This is a genomic window from Campylobacter concisus (assembly GCF_902460535.1).
Taxonomy (GTDB): domain Bacteria; phylum Campylobacterota; class Campylobacteria; order Campylobacterales; family Campylobacteraceae; genus Campylobacter_A; species Campylobacter_A concisus_AS.
Map to the genome: position 1 here is coordinate 265,997 of NZ_CABPTV010000004.1, position 24,578 is coordinate 290,574.

General features: G+C 39.4%; 28 protein-coding genes and 1 pseudogene. 21 read left to right on the top strand and 8 right to left on the bottom strand.

From position 1 onward, the window contains the following. Nucleotides 1-131 precede the first annotated feature (131 nt). The 3 genes from rho to FZ945_RS05225 form a co-directional block, all read right to left on the bottom strand. Nucleotides 132-1,475: a transcription termination factor Rho gene (gene rho, locus FZ945_RS05215; protein WP_103647205.1), complete on the bottom strand. Its 1,344-nt coding sequence runs from the start codon at nucleotides 1,473-1,475 to the stop codon at nucleotides 132-134. Nucleotides 1,476-1,640: 165 nt separating this feature from the next. Further along, on the bottom strand, nucleotides 1,641-2,726 hold the full coding sequence (locus FZ945_RS05220; protein WP_148803008.1) for a pyridoxal-phosphate dependent enzyme: 1,086 nt from the start codon (nucleotides 2,724-2,726) through the stop codon (nucleotides 1,641-1,643). Nucleotides 2,727-2,737: 11 nt separating this feature from the next. Continuing rightward, complete coding sequence (locus FZ945_RS05225) at nucleotides 2,738-3,121, bottom strand: RidA family protein (RefSeq protein ID WP_148803010.1); 384 nt, start codon at nucleotides 3,119-3,121, stop codon at nucleotides 2,738-2,740. 147 nt (nucleotides 3,122-3,268) lie between these two features. Between FZ945_RS05225 and FZ945_RS05230 the strand changes: the two genes are divergently transcribed. The 3 genes from FZ945_RS05230 to ccoS are packed head-to-tail and all read left to right on the top strand — an operon-like array spanning nucleotide 3,269 to nucleotide 6,533. Then, a complete protein-coding gene (locus tag FZ945_RS05230; RefSeq protein ID WP_148803012.1) occupies nucleotides 3,269-3,889 on the top strand; it encodes a helix-turn-helix transcriptional regulator in 621 nt (206 codons plus the stop codon). Next, nucleotides 3,886-6,264 carry a heavy metal translocating P-type ATPase gene (locus FZ945_RS05235; RefSeq protein ID WP_148803014.1) on the top strand — a complete coding sequence of 793 codons (2,379 nt, stop codon included), beginning with the start codon at nucleotides 3,886-3,888 and terminating at the stop codon, nucleotides 6,262-6,264. The genes FZ945_RS05230 and FZ945_RS05235 overlap by 4 nt, the downstream gene beginning before the upstream one ends. Further along, on the top strand, nucleotides 6,264-6,533 hold the full coding sequence (gene ccoS / locus FZ945_RS05240) for a cbb3-type cytochrome oxidase assembly protein CcoS (protein WP_148803016.1): 270 nt from the start codon (nucleotides 6,264-6,266) through the stop codon (nucleotides 6,531-6,533). Before FZ945_RS05235 ends, ccoS begins: the two co-directional genes overlap by 1 nt. On the opposite strand, the gene FZ945_RS05245 is transcribed toward ccoS, so the two are convergent. After that, complete coding sequence (locus FZ945_RS05245) at nucleotides 6,468-7,076, bottom strand: LysE/ArgO family amino acid transporter (RefSeq protein ID WP_262367162.1); 609 nt, start codon at nucleotides 7,074-7,076, stop codon at nucleotides 6,468-6,470. The two genes, ccoS and FZ945_RS05245, sit on opposite strands and share 66 nt — an antisense overlap. Nucleotides 7,077-7,193: 117 nt before the next feature. Here FZ945_RS05245 and FZ945_RS05250 point away from each other — a divergent pair, with 117 nt between their 5' ends. Continuing rightward, complete coding sequence (locus FZ945_RS05250; protein WP_148803020.1) at nucleotides 7,194-8,858, top strand: DNA polymerase III subunit gamma/tau; 1,665 nt, start codon at nucleotides 7,194-7,196, stop codon at nucleotides 8,856-8,858. A gap of 800 nt (nucleotides 8,859-9,658) precedes the next feature. On the opposite strand, the gene glnA is transcribed toward FZ945_RS05250, so the two are convergent. Together glnA and FZ945_RS05260 are read right to left on the bottom strand one after the other, a co-directional pair. Beyond that, on the bottom strand, nucleotides 9,659-11,089 hold the full coding sequence (gene glnA / locus FZ945_RS05255; RefSeq protein ID WP_103575036.1) for a type I glutamate--ammonia ligase: 1,431 nt from the start codon (nucleotides 11,087-11,089) through the stop codon (nucleotides 9,659-9,661). Between the two features lie 87 nt (nucleotides 11,090-11,176). Then, complete coding sequence (locus FZ945_RS05260; RefSeq protein ID WP_148803022.1) at nucleotides 11,177-11,956, bottom strand: histidinol-phosphatase; 780 nt, start codon at nucleotides 11,954-11,956, stop codon at nucleotides 11,177-11,179. Nucleotides 11,957-12,092: 136 nt separating this feature from the next. Here FZ945_RS05260 and FZ945_RS05265 point away from each other — a divergent pair, with 136 nt between their 5' ends. The 17 genes from FZ945_RS05265 to FZ945_RS10525 all read left to right on the top strand — a co-directional run bounded on the left by FZ945_RS05265 (nucleotide 12,093) and on the right by FZ945_RS10525 (nucleotide 23,907). Further along, nucleotides 12,093-12,851: a chemotaxis protein gene (locus FZ945_RS05265; protein ID WP_103567337.1), complete on the top strand. Its 759-nt coding sequence runs from the start codon at nucleotides 12,093-12,095 to the stop codon at nucleotides 12,849-12,851. After that, the gene (locus tag FZ945_RS05270; RefSeq protein WP_103636311.1) at nucleotides 12,851-14,110 is read left to right on the top strand and encodes a peptidase U32 family protein; all 1,260 of its coding nucleotides are present in this window, start codon (nucleotides 12,851-12,853) and stop codon (nucleotides 14,108-14,110) included. The genes FZ945_RS05265 and FZ945_RS05270 overlap by 1 nt, the downstream gene beginning before the upstream one ends. Then, nucleotides 14,107-14,601: a 5-(carboxyamino)imidazole ribonucleotide mutase gene (purE, locus tag FZ945_RS05275; RefSeq protein WP_148803024.1), complete on the top strand. Its 495-nt coding sequence runs from the start codon at nucleotides 14,107-14,109 to the stop codon at nucleotides 14,599-14,601. Before FZ945_RS05270 ends, purE begins: the two co-directional genes overlap by 4 nt. 11 nt (nucleotides 14,602-14,612) lie before the next feature. Continuing rightward, nucleotides 14,613-15,086 (top strand): DUF3972 domain-containing protein, encoded by a 474-nt coding sequence (locus tag FZ945_RS05280; protein WP_103567334.1) that lies wholly within the window; start codon nucleotides 14,613-14,615, stop codon nucleotides 15,084-15,086. Nucleotides 15,087-15,089: 3 nt separating this feature from the next. Beyond that, entirely contained in the window at nucleotides 15,090-15,506 is a 417-nt protein-coding gene (locus FZ945_RS05285) for a GyrI-like domain-containing protein (protein WP_148803026.1), read from the top strand. 10 nt (nucleotides 15,507-15,516) lie between these two features. After that, nucleotides 15,517-16,377: a glycine--tRNA ligase subunit alpha gene (gene glyQ / locus FZ945_RS05290; RefSeq protein WP_103614231.1), complete on the top strand. Its 861-nt coding sequence runs from the start codon at nucleotides 15,517-15,519 to the stop codon at nucleotides 16,375-16,377. Nucleotides 16,378-16,383: 6 nt separating this feature from the next. After that, complete coding sequence (locus FZ945_RS05295; protein WP_148803028.1) at nucleotides 16,384-17,106, top strand: Nif3-like dinuclear metal center hexameric protein; 723 nt, start codon at nucleotides 16,384-16,386, stop codon at nucleotides 17,104-17,106. A gap of 15 nt (nucleotides 17,107-17,121) precedes the next feature. Next, nucleotides 17,122-17,829 (top strand): zinc ribbon domain-containing protein, encoded by a 708-nt coding sequence (locus tag FZ945_RS05300; RefSeq protein WP_002941798.1) that lies wholly within the window; start codon nucleotides 17,122-17,124, stop codon nucleotides 17,827-17,829. Between the two features lie 8 nt (nucleotides 17,830-17,837). Next, nucleotides 17,838-18,974, top strand: coding sequence for a lipid IV(A) 3-deoxy-D-manno-octulosonic acid transferase (gene waaA / locus FZ945_RS05305; RefSeq protein WP_148803030.1), 1,137 nt, complete (start codon nucleotides 17,838-17,840; stop codon nucleotides 18,972-18,974). Further along, the gene (locus tag FZ945_RS05310; protein ID WP_148803032.1) at nucleotides 18,971-19,729 is read left to right on the top strand and encodes an RluA family pseudouridine synthase; all 759 of its coding nucleotides are present in this window, start codon (nucleotides 18,971-18,973) and stop codon (nucleotides 19,727-19,729) included. The genes waaA and FZ945_RS05310 overlap by 4 nt, the downstream gene beginning before the upstream one ends. Nucleotides 19,730-19,791: 62 nt before the next feature. After that, nucleotides 19,792-21,132 (top strand): signal recognition particle protein, encoded by a 1,341-nt coding sequence (gene ffh / locus FZ945_RS05315; RefSeq protein WP_148803034.1) that lies wholly within the window; start codon nucleotides 19,792-19,794, stop codon nucleotides 21,130-21,132. A gap of 71 nt (nucleotides 21,133-21,203) precedes the next feature. Next, complete coding sequence (gene rpsP / locus FZ945_RS05320) at nucleotides 21,204-21,431, top strand: 30S ribosomal protein S16 (protein WP_009293992.1); 228 nt, start codon at nucleotides 21,204-21,206, stop codon at nucleotides 21,429-21,431. After that, nucleotides 21,431-21,673 (top strand): KH domain-containing protein, encoded by a 243-nt coding sequence (locus tag FZ945_RS05325; protein ID WP_148803036.1) that lies wholly within the window; start codon nucleotides 21,431-21,433, stop codon nucleotides 21,671-21,673. The genes rpsP and FZ945_RS05325 overlap by 1 nt, the downstream gene beginning before the upstream one ends. Then, the gene (gene rimM, locus FZ945_RS05330) at nucleotides 21,666-22,196 is read left to right on the top strand and encodes a ribosome maturation factor RimM (protein WP_148803038.1); all 531 of its coding nucleotides are present in this window, start codon (nucleotides 21,666-21,668) and stop codon (nucleotides 22,194-22,196) included. The genes FZ945_RS05325 and rimM overlap by 8 nt, the downstream gene beginning before the upstream one ends. Further along, nucleotides 22,193-22,885, top strand: a complete 693-nt coding sequence (gene trmD / locus FZ945_RS05335; RefSeq protein ID WP_148803041.1) for a tRNA (guanosine(37)-N1)-methyltransferase TrmD — start codon at nucleotides 22,193-22,195, stop codon at nucleotides 22,883-22,885. The genes rimM and trmD overlap by 4 nt, the downstream gene beginning before the upstream one ends. Before the next feature lie 8 nt (nucleotides 22,886-22,893). Next, nucleotides 22,894-23,250 (top strand): 50S ribosomal protein L19, encoded by a 357-nt coding sequence (rplS, locus tag FZ945_RS05340; protein ID WP_002941851.1) that lies wholly within the window; start codon nucleotides 22,894-22,896, stop codon nucleotides 23,248-23,250. Nucleotides 23,251-23,385: 135 nt separating this feature from the next. After that, nucleotides 23,386-23,907 (top strand): ComEA family DNA-binding protein, encoded by a 522-nt coding sequence (locus FZ945_RS10525; protein WP_148803043.1) that lies wholly within the window; start codon nucleotides 23,386-23,388, stop codon nucleotides 23,905-23,907. A 175-nt stretch (nucleotides 23,908-24,082) separates the two neighbouring features. Here FZ945_RS10525 and FZ945_RS10530 read toward each other — a convergent pair whose 3' ends face one another. Together FZ945_RS10530 and FZ945_RS10150 are read right to left on the bottom strand one after the other, a co-directional pair. Further along, the gene (locus FZ945_RS10530; protein ID WP_222862613.1) at nucleotides 24,083-24,181 is read right to left on the bottom strand and encodes a S26 family signal peptidase; all 99 of its coding nucleotides are present in this window, start codon (nucleotides 24,179-24,181) and stop codon (nucleotides 24,083-24,085) included. Between the two features lie 135 nt (nucleotides 24,182-24,316). Next, a pseudogene (locus FZ945_RS10150) lies at nucleotides 24,317-24,454 on the bottom strand (IS1595 family transposase); the annotation flags it as partial. Nucleotides 24,455-24,578 lie beyond the last annotated feature (124 nt).

Here is a 24,578-nt window from a genome sequence, read left to right on the forward strand (position 1 = left end):
ATTTTAAAAAAAAAAAAAAAAAAAAATAAAACTGAAAAATTTAAATTAGTATAACTATGAAAGATTTATTGAGAAATTTAATGCAAAAAAGAAATTTGAGCTCAAAGCAAGCGCTTCAAGCTCAGTTAAATTTACTCGTTTAGGATAGAGAGAAGCTCTTTGTTATCTTTTGTTTTTAGCATTTTTGCGTATAAGAATTTAAGCGCTTCAACATCGTCCATTGTAGCTATCGCAGAGCGAATAGCCCAAATTTTTTGAAGCTCATCAGGCTTTTGAAGTAGCTCTTCTTTTCTGGTGCCTGATTTTAGCACGTTGATAGCTGGGTAAATTCTGCGGTCTGAGATGTTGCGGTCAAGCACGATCTCGCTGTTTCCAGTGCCTTTAAACTCTTCAAATATCACTTCGTCCATACGTGAGCCAGTGTCGATTAGTGCGGTTGCGATGATGGTTAGCGAGCCGCCGTGCTCGATGTTCCTAGCTGCGCCAAAGAAGCGTTTTGGCTTGTGAAGTGCGTTTGCATCCACGCCGCCTGTTAGCACCTTGCCGCTTGGTGGGGTCACTGTGTTGTAGGCGCGTGCTAGACGGGTTATACTATCAAGCAAGATGATGACGTCTTTACCCATCTCAACTAGACGTTTTGCTTTTTCGATGACTAGCTCTGCTACGCGGACGTGATTAAGCGCTGGCAGGTCAAATGTCGAGCTAAATACCTCGCCTTTTACGCAGCGCTGCATATCTGTAACCTCTTCTGGTCTTTCATCGACTAGAAGCACCATGAGCTGGGCTTCTGGGTGGTTTTTAGCGATGCCGTGAGCTAGCTCTTTCATAAGCTCTGTTTTACCACTTCTTGGAGGTGCGACGATGAGGCCACGCTGACCCTTGCCAATAGGCGTGAAAAGATCAAGCACACGGCCCGTTAGCTTCATCGGATCATACTCTAAATTTAGCTTTTCGGTTGGGAAAAGTGGGGTTAAGTTGTCAAAGAGTGGTCTCTCTTTTGCGTCTGCTAGAGGCATATAATTTACCGCTTCGATCTTTAAAAGAGCGTAGTATTTCTCCTGATCTTTTGGCTCTCTAACTTGTCCTGTGATGATGTCGCCCACACGAAGTGCAAATTTGCGGATCTGTGAGTTTGAAACATAAGCGTCGTTTGAGCTGTCGCTTAAATTTGCATCAACAGCCCTTAAAAAGCCGTAACCCTCGTTTGTGATCTCTAAAATTCCAGTAAATAGTATAAAGCCGCCTTGTTTTGTCTGGGTTTTTAGTATCTCAAATATCAAATCCTGCCTGCGAAATTCGCGTGGATTTTCGACGCCAACGCCATTTGCGATCTGCACTAGCTCGTCTAAGCTAAGCGTTCTTAGCTCTTCGATCTTGTGTCCGTCAACTGGTACGTGGGTTCTTGATGTTTGATGTTTTTTTGTAGTTTTGGTGTTTTGAGCAGCACTTTGCTCGGTTTGGTTATTATTTTCCATTTTTCCTCTTTAAATGCGGGGATAAGATTGCAGAATTTCTAAGTTTCAAAAGTTTTTTGAAAGTTTTGGCATTTTATAAAAATAAAACTTTGTTGTCAAGAAATGCCACAACCAAAGTCGCTAAAATAGGCAAATTTGCAGGCTGAGTGACATGCAAATTTAAATTTAATGCTCGCTTTTTAGCCCAGCACCACACATCGAGATGATGCTTTTGCCCTCTATCTTGTGCGATTTTGCGTAGCTTGCGTAGGCGGCGTAGATGGCTGCTGTGGTGTGCTCGACGTAAAAGCCGCGGCTTGCTAGGAAATTTCTAGCTGGCATGATCTCATCTTCTTTTATCGTGATCACCTCGCGCTCGCCAGCGTAGTTGCTAGCTAAAATTTCGGCGCCACGAGCAGGTTTTGCGATCGCTATGCCCTCAGCCAAAGTTGGCTTAGCTTTTATCGCAACTGGCTCGCTTATCGCCCCAAGAAACGGCGCGCAATTTTCACTTTGAACGATGAAAATTTTAGGTAGTTTTTTGATCACTCCAGCCTCATATAGCTCATTTAGCGCTATCTCGCAGCCCATTAGCAAGGTGCCGTTGCCAACTGGCAAAAAGAGATTTTCAGGTACAAATCCAAGCTGCTCGTAAATTTCATATATATATGTTTTAGTGCCTTGGTAAAAAAGTGGGTTAAATACGTGGTTTGCGTAAAATATGCCCTCATCTTTTGCTCTTTTTCTGCAAGCATCTGCCGTCTCGTCGCGCGTGCCGTCAAAGACAACCGCCTTTGCGCCGTAGTACTCGAGCATCTTTATTTTTTTCTCGCTTGTGCCTTTTGGGACGTAAATTTCACACTCTATCCCAGCTCTAGCAGCGTATGCAGCGACCGAGTTTCCAGCGTTTCCGCTGCTATCTTGCAAGATCTTTTTGATGCCATGAGTTTTGCAAAACCAAATAAGCATCACCGCACCTCTATCCTTAAAGGAGAGCGTTGGCATCGCGTAGTCCATTTTAAGATAGAGTGAGTCATCAAATTTTACGCTCTTTGTTAGCCCTTCGCCAAGGCTGATATCGTGCCAGAGCTCATTTTTGATAGGAAAAAATTCGCGGTATCTAAATAGGCTAAACTCGTGCTGGTCGATCAAATTTAGATCAAATTTGGCCGATTTAAACTCTAGATCATAAAGCCCACCGCACTCGCACGTAAATATCGCTCTTTCAAATTCTGCGCTCTTGCCGCACTTTGAGCAGATAAATTTAGGCATTTTCGCTCCTTTTAAAATTTTCTATCAAGTATCGCTGTGGCTTCGATCTCTAGCAGGCAGCCAAAGTGAAGTTTGTTTGTTGGCACTACGACACGAGCTGGCTTGTGCTCGCCAAAAAATAGCGCATACTCGTCATCTATCTCGTCCCAAAAGTCGATATCTGGCGTATAGATACGGCACATCAAGATGTCATTTCTTGTTGCATTTGCTAGCTTTAGCACGTTGTCAAGGTTTTTTAAAGCTTGCCTTGTTTGCGCCTTTAGCCCCTCTGGAATATGCCTAGTCTCTGGGTCCATGCTAAGCTGACCTGAGATGTAGAGGATGCCGTTGTGCTCGGTCGCCAAAGAGTAGTGAGCCTTTTTCTTTTTTGAAATTTCGGTCTCATAAATTTTCATATTTTCTCCTTAAAAATTTAAAGGATTATAGATAAAAAATTATTATTACCACTTAAATTTCAAAAATTTTCATAAAAAATTATATTTTTTCTTATCGAAAATTTAAAAATATTTTGGCTAAACTTAAACAAAAACAAAAGGCGCCTTATGCACCATATATTAAAGGCATTTATCCCAACGGCAAATTTGATCCAAAAAAGCTCGCCATTTGCCTGCGAAGTCGTGCTGCACGATCTCTCAAACCCGCAGCGCTCAGTCGTCTATGTAGCTGGCGACGTCACTGGCAGAAAGGTCGGACAAAGTTTTGACCACCTTGTAAGCGAGGTCTTAAACAGTAAAAATTTCAAAGACGACTACGTGGCAAACTACTTTTTCACAAAGGACGAAAAGCTAGTGAAGTCCTCAACCGCCTTTATCAGAGATGAAACAGGCGATATCATAGGGGCGATATGCGTAAATGTCGATGCGAGCGTGGCAAAGAGCCTTTTTGAAGTGACTGGGAATTTCTTAAAAACGAGTGAAAATGAGAATGAGGGCGAGCAAAACGACGACGTGATGCAGATAGTTTTAAATTTGATCGACAAGATCATCGCCAAAAACGAGGGCAAAAAGCTTAAAAAAGAGCAAAAGCTAGAACTCGTTGGCTTTATGAATGAAAAGGGCATTTTTAACATCAAGGGCGCTATCGAGATCGTAGCAGCCAAGCTAAATGTCTCAAAGATCACGATATATGGCTATTTAGACCAGCTTAAAAAGAAGCGTCCGTGAAGTGTAGGTGCTCTCACTGCAAGCAAAGCTTTGACGAAAGCGCGATGATAGAGGCTAAGGGCGGGCTTAAGTTTTGTTGCGCTGGCTGCAAGGGCGTATATGAAATTTTAAATGAAAGCGGCTTTGGCGAGTTTTACGAGAGGCTTGGCAAAAACACGCTAAACCCTGCAAAAAACGGCGCAAATATCAAAAATTTAGCAGCAAATTTTAGTGAGCTGGTGACAAAAGAGGGCGAGTTTTCTAAAATTTCACTTCTGATTGATGGTATCACCTGCTCGGCGTGCATCTGGCTACTTGAAAAGGCACTTTTTAGCCTACCTGGCATCTTGGAGGTAAATATCAACTCGCTTAGCCAAAAGGCGGTTATCGTTTACGATGAGCAAGAGCTTTTAGTGGAGCAAATAATTGAGAAAATTTACGCCGTTGGCTACACTCCAAAGGCCTACGCGGCGAGCCAAAAAGAGGACGAACTAGTCAAAAAAAGGCGAAATTTCTACGCAAAAGCGCTTGTTGGCGTCTTTGCTACGATGAATATCATGTGGCTGGCGATCGCGCAGTATGGCGGCTACTTTAGCGGTATCAGAAGCGACGTGAAGGACCTACTAAGCTTTGCGCAGTTTGTGCTGGCAACGCCTGTGCTTTTCTACACTGGCAGCGAGTTTTTCAAGGGGGCGAAGATCGCCATTAAAAACGCCTCGCCAAATATGGACCTGCTCGTAATCACGGGGGCTAGCATAACATATATCTACTCGATTTTTGCGATGTTTACAAGAAGCGGCGAGAGCTATTTTGACTCGGTAGCGATGATCATAACCTTTGTTTTTATCGGTAAATTTTTAGAAATTTTAGGCAAGAAAAAGGCGCTTGAAACATCAAATTTCTTAAGCGATATGCTACTTGCAAAGATCTGCGTTTTAGAGAATGGCAAGGACATTTTAAAAGAGCCAAAGGATGTAAATTTAGGCGAAAAGATCGTGCTTAGATCAGGCGAGAGGGCACTGCTTGATGGGGTAGTGCTTAGCGGTGAGGCGAGCGTGGATAGCTCAAGCTTAACAGGTGAGAGCTTGCCACTTGTAATAAGCTGCGGGGCTGAAGTAAAAAGTGGCGTCGTCTGTCTAAACGGACAGATCGTATATGAAGCAAGGCAAATTTTTAAAAACTCGTATCTCAATCAACTAATAAATTTACTCCAAAACGCAGAGCTAAAAAAGCCAAATATCGAGCTAGCAGTCAATAAAATAGCCTCGAAATTCTCTCTTAGTGTGCTTACTCTGGCGTTTTTTACATTTTGGTTTTGGTACTTTAAATTTAGCTTTTCAGAAGCGATCGTCACAGCTGTGAGCGTCATAGTCATCGCTTGCCCTTGCGCACTAGCCCTTGCCACGCCAGTTAGCAGCGTTTGCGCCCTTGGGGTTGCCTTTAAAAACAAGGTGCTTTTTAAGGAGGCTAAATTTTTTGAAAGCCTTGCAAAGTGCGACGTGGCGGTCTTTGACAAGACTGGTACGCTTACAAAGGCTAAATTTGAAGTGAGCGAGTTTTTTATAAAAGATGGTGTGAGTATTGATAAAATTTACTCGCTTTGCCTCATCTCAAACCACCAAATAAGCGTGGCGGTGGCCGAGTTTTTAAAGCAAAAAGGCGCAAAAAAAGTTGAGCTTGAAAATGCAAATTTAAGCGTAGCAAAGGGAGTTAGCGCTGATATTGCAGGCGAACGTTTTGTGGCTGGAAGTAGGCGCTTTTTGGCTGAAAATGGGGTGAAATTTGATGAGAGCGAAGAAAATGTGAGCTTTTTTGTAGCCAAGCAGGGCGAGCTGGTGGCTAAATTTTACCTAAAAGATAGCGTAAAGCCCGAAGCAAAGGCGCTTATAGAGGAGCTAAAGAGCGCTGGTATGAAGGTGTGCATCCTAAGTGGCGACGTGCAAAATGTTGTAAAAAACGTGGCAGACGAGCTTGGTGTGAGCGAATTTGGAGCAGGGATGCTGCCTGATGAAAAGGCTAAATTTATAGCTGGGCTTAAGCAGCAGGGCAAAAAGGTGCTGATGGTTGGAGACGGCATAAACGACGCAGCTGCGCTAAGCCTTGCCCACGTGGCTATTTGCATGGGAAGTGGTGCGGCGGTGAGCTTAGAAAAAAGCGATGTGGTGCTACTTGATGATAGCCTTCAAAGCCTTGCAAAAGCGGTGAAAATTTCAAAATTTACCTATAAAACGATAAAGCAAAATTTACTCTTTTGCCTACTTTATAACGCCCTTAGCCTGCCATTTGCTGTCTGTGGCTACGTCATGCCGCTATTTGCCGCACTTTTCATGTCGGCAAGCTCGCTTAGCGTCATACTAAACTCGCTTTTTATAGTTAGAAAATTTAAGGATAAATAGTGGATACAACGACTCTTGCGATGCTTGTTTTGGTCTCTGTTTTGATGGGGGCAGCCCTGCTTTTTGGCGTGCTTTGGGGGATAAAAAATAGGCAGTTTGAAGACTACCGCAAATTTTTAGACGGAGCAAATTTAGATGGCGAAGACGCGCTAAATGAAGCCTATCAGCTAGAAATTCGCAAAAAAGAGGCGCTAAAAAAGAGGCTAGAAGCTAGCAAAAACGAGCATGAAAGCAAGGGTGAGCATGATGAGGCCGACAAAAAACTCTAAAATTTTCCAAGAGATGGGCCTTGCAAAGATGGGCGCTAAAAACCTAGCCAGATAGCCAAGTGCAAAGAAAAAGCAAAATGAGGCAAGGCTAGCTCCCACGCCAAATATCAAATTTTCATCTTTAAATTTAGTAGAAACCGAGCCTATTAGGATCATCGTGTCAAGATAGACGTGAGGATTTAGCCAAGTAAATGCGAGCGTTAACAGGATGTTTTTCTTTAAATTTGATCTGGCATAATCGCTGCTGGTATCCATGCTAAGGTCCTTAAAAAAGCACGAGTGAAAGCTCTTTAGCGCGTAAAATAGCAAAAATAAAAAGCCACCATATAGGGCTATTTGCTTGATGATGGGGAAGTTTTGCACGAGGCTACCAAGTCCAAAAACTCCTGCAAAGATCAAGACAGCGTCGCTAATAGCGCAAATAAGACAGATGATAAAGATATTTTCTCTTTTGATGCCTTGTTTTAGCACAAATGCGTTTTGCGCGCCAATGGCTAAAATGAGCGATAAAGAGGTGAAAAATCCAGATACAAATGCTTGCAAATTTATCCTTTTCGCTAAAGTTTGGCTTAAATTTAGCAAAATTTAACTTTATCATAACCATAAATTTATGCCTTTTTTTATAAAATCAGCAAATTAAAATTGCAAAAAGGAAAGCAGTTGCAAGCACTAGCCCTAAAATATCGACCAAAAAATTTTGACGAGCTCATCGGACAAGAAGCCGTAAGCAAGAGCCTAACCCACGCACTTGATGAGAACAGAGTGAGCCATGCTTATTTGTTTTCAGGCCTTAGGGGAAGCGGCAAGACATCGAGTGCTAGGATATTTGCAAAGGCTTTGGTCTGCGAGAAAGGGCCAACTTCTAGGCCTTGTGAGGTCTGCGCGCAGTGCGTGATGGCAAACGAGTCGCGCCACATGGACATCATCGAGATGGACGCAGCCAGCCACAGAAAGATCGACGATATAAGGGAGCTCATCGAGCAGACAAAGTACGCTCCTACGGCTGCTAGATATAAAATTTTCATCATCGACGAAGTGCATATGCTAACAAAAGAGGCGTTTAATGCGCTCTTAAAGACGCTTGAAGAGCCGCCAAGCTACGTTAAATTTATCTTAGCAACTACCGACCCTTTGAAGCTGCCAACAACGGTGCTTTCAAGGACGCAGCATTTTAGATTTAAACAAATAAGCAGATATGAGATCGTAAAACACCTTGAATTTATCCTTAGCAAAGAGGGCGTGAGTTACGAGAGAGAGGCGCTTGAGATACTAGCTAGAAGTGGCGGCGGCTCGCTAAGAGATACACTAACACTGCTTGATCAAGCTATCATTTATGGCGCTGGCAATATCACAAAATCAAGCGTGGCAGCGATGCTCGGACTTCTTGATCCAAGTAGGATCGAGCAGATCATCGAGCACGTTGCAAATGCCGATAAAAACGCCATTAGGGTGCTAGTAACCGAGCTTGAGACCTATGAGCCAGAGATGATCATAGATGAAATTTTGGCAAATTTAAAGCAGAGATTTTTAGACAACGACCCAAAATTTTCACTTCTTATATATGAGAGATTTTTTAGGATTTTGGCGCAGGCAAAGTCGATGCTAAGCGTATCAAGCGACAATGGTTTTGTGCTGATGCTTATGCTTTTTATGATGATAGAGGCGCTAAATTTACAAGATATCGATGAAGCCATAAAGCTTGCTAAGAACGAGTCTAGCGTGGCTGTGATTGAGCCAAAAGCTGGCGTGAGTGAGCAAATTTTAGCCATAAAAGAGGCACCAAAGTCGCCCTACGAGCAGTTTGTGGCAAAAATTTATGATAGAAGCTTTGAGCTTGGAGAAATTTTTAAAAATCACATAAGTTTTAGCTTTTTAAATGAAAATGAGCTTGGCTTAGTCGTCAATGCAACTGGCGACGAGCTGGCATTTTTCAAAAAAAGCTGGGGCGTAATGCATGAAATTTTACATACAATTTTTGGTAAAAAAATCAAGATCGTAAATGCCAAAACACAAATTCCTGCCGCAAAGCCAGAGCCTCAAACTCCGCCACAAGAGCCACAGGATAAATATAGCTACCTTGACGAGGAGATCGCTAAGATAAAGGCTAGACAGCAAGACGAGCAAAAAGATGAGCCAGCAAGCAAGCCAGTCGTAGTGCCTGAAACTAAGGTAAATACGCTATCTCAGCCGCAAAATGACTTTGCAAAAGAGCTGATGTCGCTAAGTCAGAGCAAGAGCCCAGAGGAGCTTAAAAAGCAAAGAGAAGAGGGTGTGATAAAAGAGGCAAATAGGCTCTTTGGACAGCCTGAAGTGCAAAATAGCTAGGAATTTGGCTGTTTTGTAAATTTGCTTGATTTAGCGCTTTAAATTTGACTTTTTTGGTCTAAATTTCTAAACGAAAGTGGTCAAATTTAGTTTTTTTAATAAATTTATCTGCGGTGGCAATATTGGCTAAATAAAATCCTAAATTTATATTGCAATTTTAAAAGAGCTAGGGTTTGTTAAATTTGACTTTTTAATAAGGCGGATAAATTTAAAATTTTAGCAATTTTGCCCCTTGTCAACAAAATCAAACTTAGCTTAAATTTTTACCGCTATATTAAATTTGGAGTTTCAAATTTATCTGCTATGATTATTTTTATGTATAAACTTAAATTTCTAAATTTGCATGAACTTAGGCTTATTAAATTTAACCTTTCTAAAGCAAAATTTCTAAATAAAATTAGTCAAATTTAGCTTGTTGTTTTGTTTTGATACTTAAATTTAAAGCCAAAATTTATCTGCTATGACCATTTTTGTTAGGCAAAATCTCTAAACTAAAAAACAAATTTACAATGGCTATGGCTTGTTAATTTTTAAATTTATCCTTTTGAACAAAATTTCTAAACAAAAGTAGCCAAACTTTAGATAGGTGTTTTTGTTTTTATGTTTAAAGCTTGAAGTCTTAAATTTATCCGCCATGGCTTTTTTGGATATGGGCTTAAATTTCTAAATTCGCATGAGTTTGGGCTTATTAAATTTAAAATTTATTCTTGTGCGTAAAGCTAAATTTAGCTCAAAATTTAACTATATAGATTTTATATTTAAAAAAATCTCCAAGCCCAAAAAAGCTTGGAGATTGCGTTTTAGCAAGAGAAGCAGGTCTTAAACTCATAAGCGGTTGGACGTGCTTCGTAAGGCCAAACTTGAGTTTCAAATTTCATGTGCTGATAAGTGTCGATGAAAAGATCGCTCATTATCGGTTTTAGATATTCGTTATCGCGGATAAGCGCTTCAAGGCTGCCACGAAGTGTGTGTGGGAGCTGCTCTATGCCGCGCTCTCTGATCTCATCGAGGTGAAGTTTAAATAAATTTTCATCCATCGGACCAACTGGCTCGTATTTGTGTTTAACGCCGTCAAGGCCTGCCATTAGCATCGCTGAGAAGGCTAGATAAGGGTTTGCCGTGCTATCAGGGAATCTCATCTCAGCTCTAACTGACTTCTCACCAGCGCCATAAGGTATGCGGATGCTCGCTGAGCGGTTTTGGCTAGAGTATGTGAGGATGGATGGCGCTTCAAAGCCTGGGATTAGGCGTTTGTAGCTGTTTGTGCTTGGGTTTGTGAAAGCTGCGACACTTCTTGCGTGTTTTAAAACGCCGCCGATGTAGTGTCTAGCAAAGTCACTTAAATTTGCGTAGTTGCCCTCTTTGTAGAATAAATTTTTGCCGTCTTTCCAGACTGATTGATGCACGTGCATGCCGCTGCCGTTGTCGCCATAAAGCGGTTTTGGCATAAATGTAACTGTTTTGCCGTTTAGGTGAGCAACCATGCGAACGACATATTTGTAAATTTGAACATTGTCAGCAGCCTCGACTAAGTTGCCAAATTTCACGCCGATCTCGCCTTGACCTTGTGCGACTTCATGGTGTCCTAAAAATACTTCAAGGCCAACTTGCTCTAAAACTTGCATCATTTCAGCTCTTAGATCGACCATGCTGTCGATTGGTTGAGTCATCAAGTAACCGCCTTTTCTGCGTGGGCGGTGACCTGTGTTGTAGCTATCTTTGAAGTCCGCAGCGTCGTTCCACTCGCCTTCTTCGCTATCTACTTGATACATCGCGCAGTTTGGGCTGTCGATGATCTTGACGTTGTCAAATACAAAAAATTCATTCTCAGGGCCAAAATATGCCTCGTCGCCAAGTCCGCTATCTTTTACATATTGCATAGCTCTTTTTGCGATCGAGCGAGGGCATTTTTCATAAATTTGACCTTTGTAGATGTCGTAGATATCGCAGAAAACAACGACTGTGATGTCAGAGGTGAATGGGTCCAAAAACGCAGATGTCGCTTCTGGCTTCATTATCATATCGCTCTTGTCGATTGGCTGCCAGCCGTTCATCGAGCTAGCGTCCATCGGGATGCCGTTTGTGAAATTCTCTTTTGTAACAGCTTTTATGTTGTAGCTTATGCTGTGCCAAGCGCCGTTTAGATCGGTAAATCTAAAATCTACAAATTTAACTTCATTTTCTTTGCAAAAATCAAAAAAATGATCGATGTTTTGGACAAATTTTCCCATTTTTTATCTCCTTCTGGTTTTTAATTTTCGTATTGTATCACAAAATTTTATATTTAAGATTATCTTTATATTTTATTTTACCCCAAACTAAAATTTTACTAATTCTCTATCTCTATTTTTAAATATCGCACACTTTGAATATCCCAAATTTCTAGCTATCTGCTCGCAAATTTCGCCGTTTTTACCGATATCTTCTTTGGCATGAGCGTCTGAGCCAAAGGTGATAGTGATGTCATTTTCGGCGATTAGCTCTAGTAAATTTACGCTTGGATATTGCTCACCGATAGGCTTTCTAAAGCCAGCTGCGTTTATCTCAACTACCAAATTTGCCTCTTTTATCGCTTTTATCGCGTTTTTGGCTAGGATCCTGACATCTTTTTTGGGTAAAAATTTAAATAGTTTTAAAAGATCGATGTGCCCCATGATGTCAAATTTACCAAGCCTAGCTGATCTTTCTATGTAGTCAAAATACTCCTGCCAAATTTGATCCAAGTCTTTGCCTTTGTAGCCACCGATAAATTCAGGGTTGTCAAACGCCCAGCCGTTAAAAAAATGCACAGAGCCTATTAGATAATCAACCTTTCTAGCAAAAACTCGCTCGTCCATAAAGCCATCTAAAAAGTCCATCTCATAGCCAAGTAAAATTTCTATCTCGCCGCTAAATTCATCTCTTAAACGTAAAATTTCGTCTTCGTAGCTTTGCATCTCCTCAAATTTCATCCTATAAGCTTCATCGTAGTTCATCGGCGCGTGATCGCTAAAGCCAAAGTATTTTGTGCCAGCTTTTATGGCGCATCTCACAAATTCTAGCGGTTCGCCAACTGCGTGGTTGCAAAGAGGTGTGTGGTTGTGAAGATCGACGGTCATTTTTAGCCTTTTAAAGTCGTTTATTTTTCAAAAATGCTACCTAAAATTTGATAAATTTAAAGATAAACGCATACTTTTTAAACTTTCTTTTTATTTAAATCCTATATAATCAAGGCAAATTTTATTAGGAGCTTTTATGACCCAAGAGGAACTTGACGCGCTTATGGCAGGCGGATTAGAGGATGATTTAGGTGATACTAAAGATGCCAGCCAAGAGGTCGCGGACGTCAAAGAGGAAACAGACGAGGTAGCAGAAGTTGCAGAGGCAATGAGTGCTAAAGCAGATGAGCCACAAGCAAAGTCAGAGAGTAGCTCAAAACAGAGCGAAAACTACAGAGTGAGTGCAGACGGCGTTTGGCCACCACCACCACCGACTGAAGACCATAAAATGGTGCATCAGCTTGACGATGTGACAAGAGATAGCGAAGAGAAAGCTACTCAGATGTTTGACAAGCTTGAGACGATAAATAACTTTTTTATGGACGCTGAGAGCGACTCAAATAGCCTAAAAGACGCAATAAACTCAAACGTTGAGCTATTTACGACGCTAAGTGAGAAATTTCCAAATATTGCCGCATTTAGCGAAGCTTTAGAGAAAAACAACTCGCTTCTTGGCACGATCGATAATATCATCTCAAATTTACAAATGGGACAAGACGAGATCATGATGGCTATGGATATGATGCAGTATCAAGACATCCATAGGCAAAAGATCGAACGTGTTATCAACGTTATGAGGGCACTTAGCAAATATATGAATACCTTGTTTGAAGGTCGTATCGACGATGATAAGCGTGTTGGCTCTGCTGTTCATATCGCTGGTGATACAACAACAGAAAACCTAGTCAGCAACGACGACATCGAAGCCTTGATAGAAAGTCTGGGTAAAAAATAGTGCTAAAAAGGCCTGAGCTTTTATCTCCAGCTGGAAATTTAACAAAACTTAAAATCGCCCTTGAATACGGAGCCGACGCTGTTTATGGCTCTGTGGCTAGCTTTTCACTAAGGACTAGATCAGCAAGGGAGTTTAACCTTGAAACTTTCAAAGAGGCGATAGACTACACACACGAAAAGGGAAAGAAATTTTATGCGACCATAAATGCCTTTCCTTTTAACTCTCAGATAGAGCCGCTAAAACGCCACTTACAAACCATCTCAGCGATGAAGCCAGATGCTTTTATCATCGCAACTCCAGGCGTCATGAGCCTAGCAAAAGAGATCGCTCCAGATATCGAGATACATCTATCAACTCAGGCAAACGTTATGAACGTGCTGGATGCTAAAATTTATCACGACATGGGCGCAAAACGCATCGTCGTGGCTAGAGAGATGAATTTAAAAGATGTTATAAAGATAAAAGAGGAAATTCCGACCCTTGATATCGAAATTTTCGTCCATGGCTCGATGTGCTTTGCCTACTCTGGCAGGTGCTTAGTAAGCTCAGTGCAAAGCGGACGTATGTCAAATCGTGGTAGCTGCGCAAACGACTGCAGGTTTAAGTACGAACTCTACGCCAAAAACGAAGAGAGCGGCGTGCTTTTTCGCTTAGAAGAGGACGAAAATGGCACTCACATCATGAACTCAAAAGATCTTTGCCTCATCTCACACATCAAAGAGATCGTTGATAGCGGCGTGATAGATAGCTTTAAGATAGAGGGCCGCACAAAGAGCGAGTACTACGCAGCTTGCACGGCAAGAGCCTATAAAATGGCGATAGATGATGCTATGAATGGTAAATTTGACGCGCAAATTTATGAAAATGAGATAAATACGCTGAAAAATCGCGGCTTTACGGACGGCTACTTGGTGCATAGACCCTATGAGCGAACCGATACGCAAAATCACGTTAGCAGCCTAGAAGAGGGCACTCATCAGGTAAATGCCATAAGTGAAGATGGTGAGTTTTTTAAGTGCAAATATAAAATTTTCCCAGATAAAGGCTACGAGATCGTGGCGCCGACTGGGGCAATTATAGATGATAGCGAGAATGAAATTTCAAAGGTCTATTCGCAAGATGGCAAGAAATTTATCAAATTTAAGCAGCTCATCACCAAAAAAGGCAAGGTCATGAGCGAAATTCACAGCGGTAATGAAAATGAGATAAACCTTGGCGTTAAGCTGCCAAAATTTAGCTTTTTGAGGGAGAAGATATGAAATTTGTTTCTATTATAATGGGAAGTAAAAGTGACTATGAGATCGTTAGCGAGGCGGCAAGGACTCTGGAGAAATTTGGCGTAAAATATGAACTGATCATCAGCTCAGCCCACAGAAGCCCAAAAAGAACTAGCGAGTACGTCGTAAATGCCGAGAAAAAGGGTGCAAAAGTCTTCATCGCAGCTGCTGGCATGGCGGCCCATCTAGCTGGAGCGATCGCTGCAAATACAACAAAGCCAGTGATCGGCATACCAATGGCAGGCTCAGCTCTTAGCGGCGTAGACGCACTTTACTCAACCGTGCAAATGCCAAGTGGCATGCCAGTGGCAACTCTAGCTATCGGCAAGGCTGGCGCGATAAATGCAGCCTATCTTGCGGTGCAAATTTTAGCCCTTGAAGATGAGGGGCTAGCAAGTGCGCTAAAGGCCGACAGAGAGGCAAAGATAAAGGCTTTAGAGGATGATTCTTCAAAGGTTGAAGTGATACTATAAAAGGAGAAGCGGTGCAGACCTATCTTGGAGTTGATGAATTTTGCAAACTTGTGCACTTGGAGCGCGAAGTTATCGAGGATATGATAAATCGTGGCGTTTTGAAAACCAAAGAGGAAAATGGAGAAATTTTGATAGAAGCGAGCGAGGGAACGATGAGCGTAGTGCCTAGTGTTTCGCAAAATTTATCCTTACAGCCGCAAAGCCAAGATGGTTTTACATTTGTCGAAAAGACGATTGGCACGATACTAAATTTACACGAAAAGGTGCTTGATGCAAAAGATGAGACGCTTGAGACCTTAAGAAATGAGAATAAATTTTTAAAAGAGGCGCTTATTTCGATGCAAGAGCTCTATGACGAGGATAGAAAAACGGTCGAGACACTTACAAAACAGCTTAAAATTTCACAAGATGAAGTTGAATTTTTAAAACGAAAATACAAGCTCATGTGGAACCAAGCGGTTGAAAATTTCAACGGACAAAAGTAGTTTATGAAGACTATAAATTTAGAAGATAGCTTTGAAATTTATGGAGTAAAAACTCGCACTAAAAATGAAGATGAAATGGACGGCAACGGCAAAATTCCAGCTTTATGGTCCAAATTTATGAATGAATACTATGATGGCAAGAGTGAAATTTATAGTGTTTACTGTAACTACGAAAGTGATTTTAATGGACATTACGATAACTTTATCGGCATAAGATCGCACCAAAAAGGTGATGAAAATTTAAAGATACAAAGTGGAAAATACGCTCTTTTTAGTTTTGCAAATGAGCCACAAAATGTTGCAAAATTTTGGGGTGAAATTTGGAGATATTTTGAAAGTAGTGAGCTAGAAAGAGCCTATAAAACGGACTTTGAAAAATACCTAAAAGATAAAATAGAAATTTATATATCAATAAAATAAAAGGCAAAAAATGACATTTTCACAAATAATACTAACGCTTCAAAACTATTGGCAAGAGCAAGGCTGCGTCATACTTCAGCCATATGACATGCCAGCGGGTGCAGGCACATATCACCAAGCGACATTTTTAAGAAGCCTTGGACCAAAGCCGTGGGCGACCGCATACGTAGCTCCAAGCCGCCGTCCGACTGATGGCAGATACGGCGAAAACCCAAACCGCCTTGGCGCTTACTATCAGTTTCAAGTGCTCATAAAACCAAGCCCAGAAAATATCCAGGAGCTTTATCTAAAAAGCCTTGAAAGACTTGGTCTAAATTTGAAAAATCACGACATCCGCTTTGTCGAAGACAACTGGGAGAGCCCGACACTTGGGGCTTGGGGACTTGGCTGGGAGGTCTGGCTAGATGGCATGGAGGTTACGCAGTTTACATATTTTCAACAAGTGGGCGGCATCGCATGCGAGCTGATCTCTGGTGAGATAACATACGGCCTTGAGCGCTTAGCTATGTATTTGCAAGATGTAAATAGCGTCTATGACATCGTTTGGGACGACTCTAATGGCAACATCGTAACCTATGCCGACGTTCATAAACAAGGCGAGTATGAGTGGAGCAAATATAACTTTGAAGTGGCAAATGTTGATATGCTTTTTAACCAGTTTGAAAACGCATTTAACGAGTGCAAGCGTTGTTTGGAGGCTAAAATTTCACTGCCAGCGTATGATTACTGCATGCTTGCAGCTCATACATTTAACGTCCTTGACGCGCGCGGAGCGATCAGCGTTACACAAAGGCAAGACTACATCTTAAAAATTCGCGAGCTTGCAAAAGAGTGCGCGCTAACATACAAAGAGAGCCTAGAGAAAAAGTAAAATTTGATGAAAATAGCTGAAATTTATAAAAATTTAGATGAAATTTGCCCATTTGCGAGCCAAGAGTCTTGGGATAATAGTGGCCTGCAAGTTGGCTCATTTGATAGCGAATTTGAGCGAATTTATCTAAGCCTTGATCTTGATAGCGAGCTTTTGCAAAATGTCTTGCCAAACTCGCTCATCATCACCCACCATCCGCTCATTTTTAAGGGGTTAAAGTGCCTAGACTACAGCCTCTATCCAAGCTCGCTCATAAGAGAGATGATGATAAAAAATATCTCGCTCATCTCACTTCATACAAACGCTGACCTTGCCTTTTTAAATGAAAAATTTGTGACGCAGGTTTTGGGGCTTGAAATTTCAAGCAAAGAGGGCTTTTTGATCTACGCTGATGTGAAGACGAAATTTAGTGAGCTTTGTAAATTTATAAAAGAGAAACTCGGACTTGAATATTTAAGAGCAGTTTATGCAAAAGATGAAATTTCTAAAATTTGCATCTGCACTGGAAGTGGTGCAGATCTCATGCAAGATGTCAAAGCAGACGCCTTTTTAACGGGCGATCTAAAGTATCACCAAGCCCTTTACGCAAAGGAAAATGGACTAAATTTGATCGACATAAATCACTATGAAAGCGAGCGTTATTTTAGTGATTTTTTAGCAAAATATTTGCAAAATCTAAAAATTGAAGTTATAATAAGCAATTCTAAAAACCCATTTACATATTGCTAACAAAAAGGAAACATTATGAATAAATATTTGCAACAATTAGTTGAATTATCTGATCTTGACAAACAAATAGATGGTTTCACACCGCGCATACAAGAAGTAGAAAAAGCCTATAAAAGCATAGAAGAAGAGTGTGAAACTATAGCGGTTAATGTAGAAAGACTTGACGAAGAGGTAAATGATCTAAAATCACAAAAATCAGGCACAAACGCTCACATCGCAGAGTTTAGTGCAAAAATCAAAGATGTAGCTAAAAAAAGCTCAAGTGCAAAAAGCGAAAAAGAGATAAAAGCGCTAGGTCTTGAAGAAGACATCGCAAAAGAGCAACTTGAAGCAGCAAATGAAGAGATCGCTAGACTTGAAAAACTAATAGACAATAAAAATGCTCAAAAAGATGAGCTAAACGCTAAAAAAACAGAGCTTGAAGGAAATTTAGAAAAGATAAAAAGCGAGGTTTCATCTGAGCTTGAAAAGATCGAAAAAGAGCGCAAAGAGGTTTATGCTAAAAAAGATAAGCTTGTCGCTGCGATGAACCAAAAAATCCTAGCATTTTACGAAAAGATCAGAAAATGGGCTCACAACACAGCCGTTGTGCCTGTTAAAAAACAAGCTTGTTATGGCTGCTTCATGCAAATAAATGATAAAACTTTCTCTGCGGTTGTAAAAGGCGAAGATATCGTTACTTGCCCGCATTGTGGCAGAATTTTATATAAACAAGAGCAATAACACGTTTCGTGATAATAATATATTATTTTTTAGCCTCAATACTCTATTTTTTTGGGGCTATTTTTCTACTTTTATTAAGTTTCAAAAAAAAATACCATAGATCGATCCCGGCACGTTTTTTTCTCTTTAATAATCCTAAATTTAAAGATGCAGATGTGCATTTTCATGCTTGCTCGTTTGGCGAGGTGCAAGCGCTTAAGCCTTTGATGCAAAAATTTGACAGCAAAGCCATAAGCGTTGTGACAAATACAGGCTTTGAAGCGGCAAGCAAAATTTGCTCTAACACGAGGTTTTTGCCATTTGAAATTTTCTTGCCATTTTGGCTAAAAAAGAGCAAAATTTTAGTCATTTTTGAGGCTGAGCTTTGGCTTATGCTAGTTTTCATGGCAAAGCTAAAAGGCAGTCGCGTGATACTGATAAACGCTAGAATTTCAGATAGAAGCTATAAAAGTTATTTAAAATTTGGCTTTTTTTATAGATATCTTTTTAAATTTATAGATAAAATTTACGCCCAAAGCGAGCTTGATAAAGAGAGGCTAAAAACGCTAGGAGCAGGTGAAATAGAGGTTGTTGGCAACATAAAAGCTGCGTTTTTACCAAGTGTAAGCAAAATTTATGAAAAGCCAAAAGCTAGAGTGATCGTGCTAGCAAGCACGCATGCGGGCGAAGAAGAGATGATTTTAGATAATTTAAATTTAAAAGAAAACGATCTTTTAATCATCGCACCACGCCATCCTGAGAGATTTGCAGAGGTTGAAAAGCTAGCATGCGAATACGCTAAAAAGTATGGCTTTAGCTTTGCTAAATTTAGCCAAAGGCATAAATTCGAAGCTAAAGTAAATTTGCTTGATACTTTAGGCGAGCTTGTAAATGTCTATGCTATTAGCGATGTAGTCGTGCTTGGCGGCAGTTTTGTGCCAAATATCGGTGGGCATAATCCAATCGAGTGCGCACAATTTAATCCTGTGATAATTAGCGGCGAGTTTATATTTAATCAAAAGGCGCTATTTGGCCTAGTTGAAAACATCTATATCGCAAAGGCTAGCGAGATCGGTGGCATAATGGGTAGTGACACCAAAAAGAGCAAGATTGCCGTGCAAGCAAGCGCTGATGCGATCATAGAAGATATAAGGAGCACTTTATGAGTGAAGAAAAAGCGTATAAAATTTTAGCCAAGCAAAAAAATATCTCAAACAACGAGGCAAAGGAGCTAATCGACAGCGGACTAGTCTATGCCAAGGGGCAAAAGGTGATGATCGCTCGTGCGTTAATGAGCGAAAATACTAAATTTAGCGTTGAAGAGATGCCAAAGCCAAGCGTTATCTTTGAAGATGAAAATTTAATAGCCATTAATAAGCCTGCTGCTATAACTAGCGAAAAAATCAGTCAAATGTATAAATTTCCGCTCCTTCACAGGCTCGATAAAGACACAAGCGGGGTGCTGCTTCTTGTAAAAAATGACGAATTTGCGAGCCTTGCCATAAATGAGTTTAAAAAGATGAAGGTTGAGAAAATTTACGTGGCCGCAGTTAGGGGTATCATGAGCGAGGAGGTGGTCGTAAATGAGCCGATCTTAACGATAAAAAATAAAAATGGCGCCTTTTCAAAGATCTCAAAAGATGGCAAAGAGGCGATTAGTGAAATTTCACCGCTCATGGTTGTGGGTAAAAAAACGCTTGTAAAAGTTGTCATAAAAACAGGCAGGACGCACCAGATAAGAGTACATTTGGCTAGTTTAAATTTACCTATCGTTGGCGATGAGAAATACGGCAAAAATAGGGCAAATAGAATGTTCTTGCATGCCTATTCTATCGCTCTTTTAGACTATAAATTTAAAGCGCCGATCCCAAAAGAATTTAACTCTCTTGGATTTGAGCTATCTAATAAATTTGAAATTTAAAGAGCAATAAAGAAATTATTTAGTAATATACGCCCTTTAATAACAACTTAGAAAGGTGATTAGTGTTCGAACAAATTAGCGAGTCTTTTAGATTAGCCGTTAGCAAGATACGTTTTGTAGATGACGAAAAAGCTCTAAAAAACGCACTTGACGTGCTCAAAAAAGCTCTTTTAAAAGCTGATGTTCATCACAAAGTCACCAAAGATCTACTCGCGTCTATCGAAAGTGAACTAAAGCAAACTGGCGTTGGCCAAAAGAATTTCCTAGATGCGATCAAGTCAAATTTAACGACTATCTTAACAGCTCCTGGCAATCAAGGCTTTGTCTATGCACCAGTTGCACCGACCATTGTTTTGATGGCTGGCTTGCAAGGTAGTGGTAAAACAACGACAACTATCAAGCTTGCAAATTATCTAAAGCTAAGAAAGAAAAAAGTTTTAGTTGCTGCTTGTGACTTGCAAAGATTAGCAGCGGTTGAGCAGCTAAGACAGCTCTGCGTTGCAAATGAGATCGATCTTTTTTATATAGAAAATGAAAATAACCCTATAAAAGTAGCAAAAGAAGCACTAGAAAAAGCAAAAAGCGGTCTTTATGATGTGCTTTTGGTGGATACCGCTGGTCGTCTTGCGATCGATGAAAAGTTGATGCAAGAGATAAAAGATGTAAAAAATGCGATAAATCCACATGAAATTTTCTACGTAGCTGACGCTATGAGCGGACAAGACGCTGTCAAAACAGCTACAAGTTTTAATGAAATTTTGGGAATTTCTGGAGTTGTCCTTTCTAAATTTGACTCTGACTCAAAAGGTGGCGTAGCTATTAGTATCGCAAAACAGCTAAATATTCCACTTAGATTTGTCGGTACTGGCGAAAAAGTAGCTGATATCGAGAGTTTTATACCAGACCGTATCGTAAGCCGTATAATGGGCGAGGGTGACTTAGCTACTTTGGTCGAGAAAACATCGACTATTATCGATGAAAAAGAGGCAAAACGTCTAAATCAAAAGATAAAAAAAGGTCAGTTTAACTTTAATGACTTTTTGGATCAAATGGAAAGCGTTAAAAAGCTTGGTAGCATGAAATCTTTGATGGGGATGATACCTGGACTTTCAAATATTGCAAATCAGATAAAAGATATAGACCTTGATAATTCAAAAGAAATTTTGCATATTAAGGCTATGATAAACTCTATGACGCAAAAAGAGCGTGAAAATCCAGACCTTTTAAACAATAGCAGAAAAAGGCGTTTGGCAGCTGGTTCTGGACTATCTCAAGTGGAGGTAAATCGCTTTTTGAAGCAGTTTGAAAATGCTTCAAAGCTTGCTAAGAAATTTTCAGGAAAGGGCGGAGCAAAAGGACTTGCAAATATGCTTTCACAAGCAAATTTAAAAAGACCTGTTTGATAAAAGGGTTTAAATTTGGATATTTTTTATCTAAATTTAAGCTTTATTTAAAAACAAGAGGAGAATATAATATGGCAACAGTAGTAAGACTAACAAGAATGGGACGCAAAAAAAGACCTTTTTATCGTATAGTTGTTACAGATAGCAGAAAAAGACGCGACAGCGGTTGGATAGAGAGCATTGGTTATTACAACCCTATGGTTGAGCCAAATGTTATAAATTTCAACAAAGAGAGATTGGATTACTGGAAAAGCGTCGGTGCTAAACTTAGCGATAGAGTTGCACAAATTACAAAATAATGGTTGAAAATTTTTTATACGAATACGCCAAGCTGATAGCTGATTTTCCTGAAAAGGTAACTATCAAGCGTCAAGAGCTTGGTGAAAATTTTGTCGAGATCATTATAAGTGCCGATAAGGTTGATACTGGAAAACTTATCGGTAAAGACGGCAAAATGATAAATGCTATAAAGACCGTTATTATTGGTTGTAAAGCCAAAGACAATACAAGTTATAGAGTAACGGTAAAAGCTATTGAATAGTGATATTGTTGAAGTCGCTACCATCGGGAGATGTGTTGGTTTAAAGGGCTATTTAAAGCTTCACAATAAGAGTGACTTCCCAGAGCAATTTAAAAAAGGCGCGACCTTTTTTGATAAAAACAATGATCAACTCATCATAAAAGACTATAATAGGCAAAAAGAGCTGGTTTTGTTTGAAAATTTTGATGACTTAGACCTTGCCAAAACACTTGTAAATAGAACTATCTACACTACAAAAGAGCTCACTAGAAAAAACTGCAAGTTAAAAAAAGATGAATTTTTTCAGTTTGATATTATTGGATTAAAAGTTGTAGAAAATGGCGAAATTTTGGGTATTGTAGAAGATATTCAAGATAATTTTGCAAATTCACTTTTATACATAAAAACAGACGAAGAGCTTATTGTAGCCGGCAAACCAAAGAATTTCTACATTCCATATTTGGGGCATTTTATCGAAACTGTAAATTTGGAAAGCGGGGAGATTTTGGTAAAAGGCGCTAGAGATATCTTAGAAAATTCATGAAATTTACATTTATTACACTTTTTGAAAATTTAGTCAAACCTTACTTTTGCGATTCTATTTTAAAACGTGCGATTAGTAATAAATTTATTGAAATTGATTTCATAAATCCGAGAAATTTTACCAACGATAAGCACAATAAAGTTGATGATTATATGATCGGAGGCGGAGCAGGGCTTTTGATGTTTCCACAGCCTTTGGATGAGTCAATGAAATTTCTAAAAGAAAAAGATAAAAACACCCATGTGATTTTTTTGACACCAGCTGGTAAAAAATTTAGTCAAAATGATGCAAAGAGGCTCTCAAAGAAAGATCATATTTGTTTTGTTTGTAGTAGATACGAAGGGCTTGATGAGAGAGTTATTGAGCTTTGGGCGGACGAAGTTTTTTGCGTAGGTGATTTTATTTTAACTGGCGGAGAGCTTCCAGCACTTTGTATGAGTGACGCGATATCAAGAAACGTACCTGGTGTTTTAGGAAACGACATGAGTCTTGAAGTAGAGAGTTTTGAGGATAATCTGCTTGAAGCTCCATCTTTTACAAAACCTGATAATTTTAAATCACTCTTTGTGGTTTCAGAGTTTTTAAAGGGTAATCATGCTAAAATCCACAACTTAAAAAACAAGATGGCTCACTGCAAAACAAGGTACTTTCGCCCTGATTTATATCAAAAGCTAAAGCCACATAAATAAGGAAAAACATGAGAAATAAATACATTGAAGCGTTTGAAAATGCTCAAATTGCTGGTAAGAATATCCCTGACTTCCGTGCAGGTGATACATTGCGTGTGGCTACTCGTATTCATGAGGGCGACAAAACAAGAATTCAAAATTTTGAAGGCATTTGTATAGCTAGACGTGGTAGCGGCACTGGCGAAACATTTATTATCAGAAAAATCGGTGCTAACAGTGTTGGTGTTGAGAGAATTTTCCCAATATTTAGCGACTCTATAGAAGAGATAAAGGTTCTTAGAAAAGGTCGTGTTAGAAGAGCTAAACTATTCTACCTACGTGAACTACGTGGTAAAGCAGCTAAGATCCGCGAACTTAGAAAATAAAACTTTTTCCCTGAAATTTTCAGGGATTTTCTTTTCTAAACTATTTTAAAATAATTTTTATATTACTCCATATTTATACTTCATTAATCACTCTTTGCTAGAATTTTACCTCAAATTTACTTTTAAGGAATGGAAATGAAAAAGATTTTGATTTCACTTGCAGCTATTGCATCTTTGGCTATGGCAGCAATCAATCTAAACACAGCTACAAAAGAGGAGCTTATGAGTCTTAATGGTATCGGCAGTGCAAAAGCAGATGCTATCATCGAGTATAGAAAAGCAAATAAATTTAACTCAATCGACGATCTCAAAAATGTAAATGGCATCGGAGATAAAACTTTTGATAACCTAAAAGGTGAAATTTCTACTACTGGCAAGAGCGAAGTAAGCGAAAAAGCAAAAGCTGGTAAGAAGAAAATGGATGAGGCAAAAGACGAGATGAAAGAAAAAATCTCTGATAAAAAAGATAAATTTAAAAAGAAAGCTTCTAAAACTAAAGAAGAGCTAACTTCTAGTAAAGAAGATGAAACTAGTATGAGTGAAAAAGCAAAAGGCGAAAAAGACAAAGTTGTTGACAAAGTAAAAGATAAGAAGGAAAAAGCCGTTTCAAAAGCTAAATCTAAAAAAGAAAAACTTAAAGAGAAACTAGAGAAATAAAAATATTTTAAAACCTGCTTGTTTTTACAAGTAGGTTTTATAAAATCATATATTTTTTGTTTTAATTATAATTGACAAAAAAATATTACAACTTTCTTCAAATTTCATTGATCCGATAATTTGCTTCATTTTAATCTTGCTAAAATATTTAGTCAAGGTGTTTTGCTAATTTGTCTCAAAATACCTGCCATCTAACTTTATCAACTAAAAATTTGTATGGAATTACACCGAAAAAACGACTATCAAAAGAGTGATTACGGTTGTCGCTAATCATGTTTGGTGGTTTTTAAACTCCAACGGAGTAAATTCTAATTCACATACGTATATAATACTCCGGTATTATGTAGCATCCGCACAAGACTTTCTCTATAAAATCCGTTAAAATTCGGTCTATTATAACATATCGTATCGGACAAACTGGATTGCCTTTGTTGCCGCTCCAACGAATCGATTTAAAATACTCGTAACACTCGTTATCGCTCATCGAAGCTATCTTTCTAACGGATATTGTTCTAGCTTTAGACGAGAGAAGGAAGTGTTGGGACATTTTTAAGCCTTTATATCTTTATTTATGATGATATTATATCACATATATGCTTATATTTTAAAAACATATAAAGATATTTCATTTTATTAGATTATTTATAATTATTTATTGCTATATTGTAAAT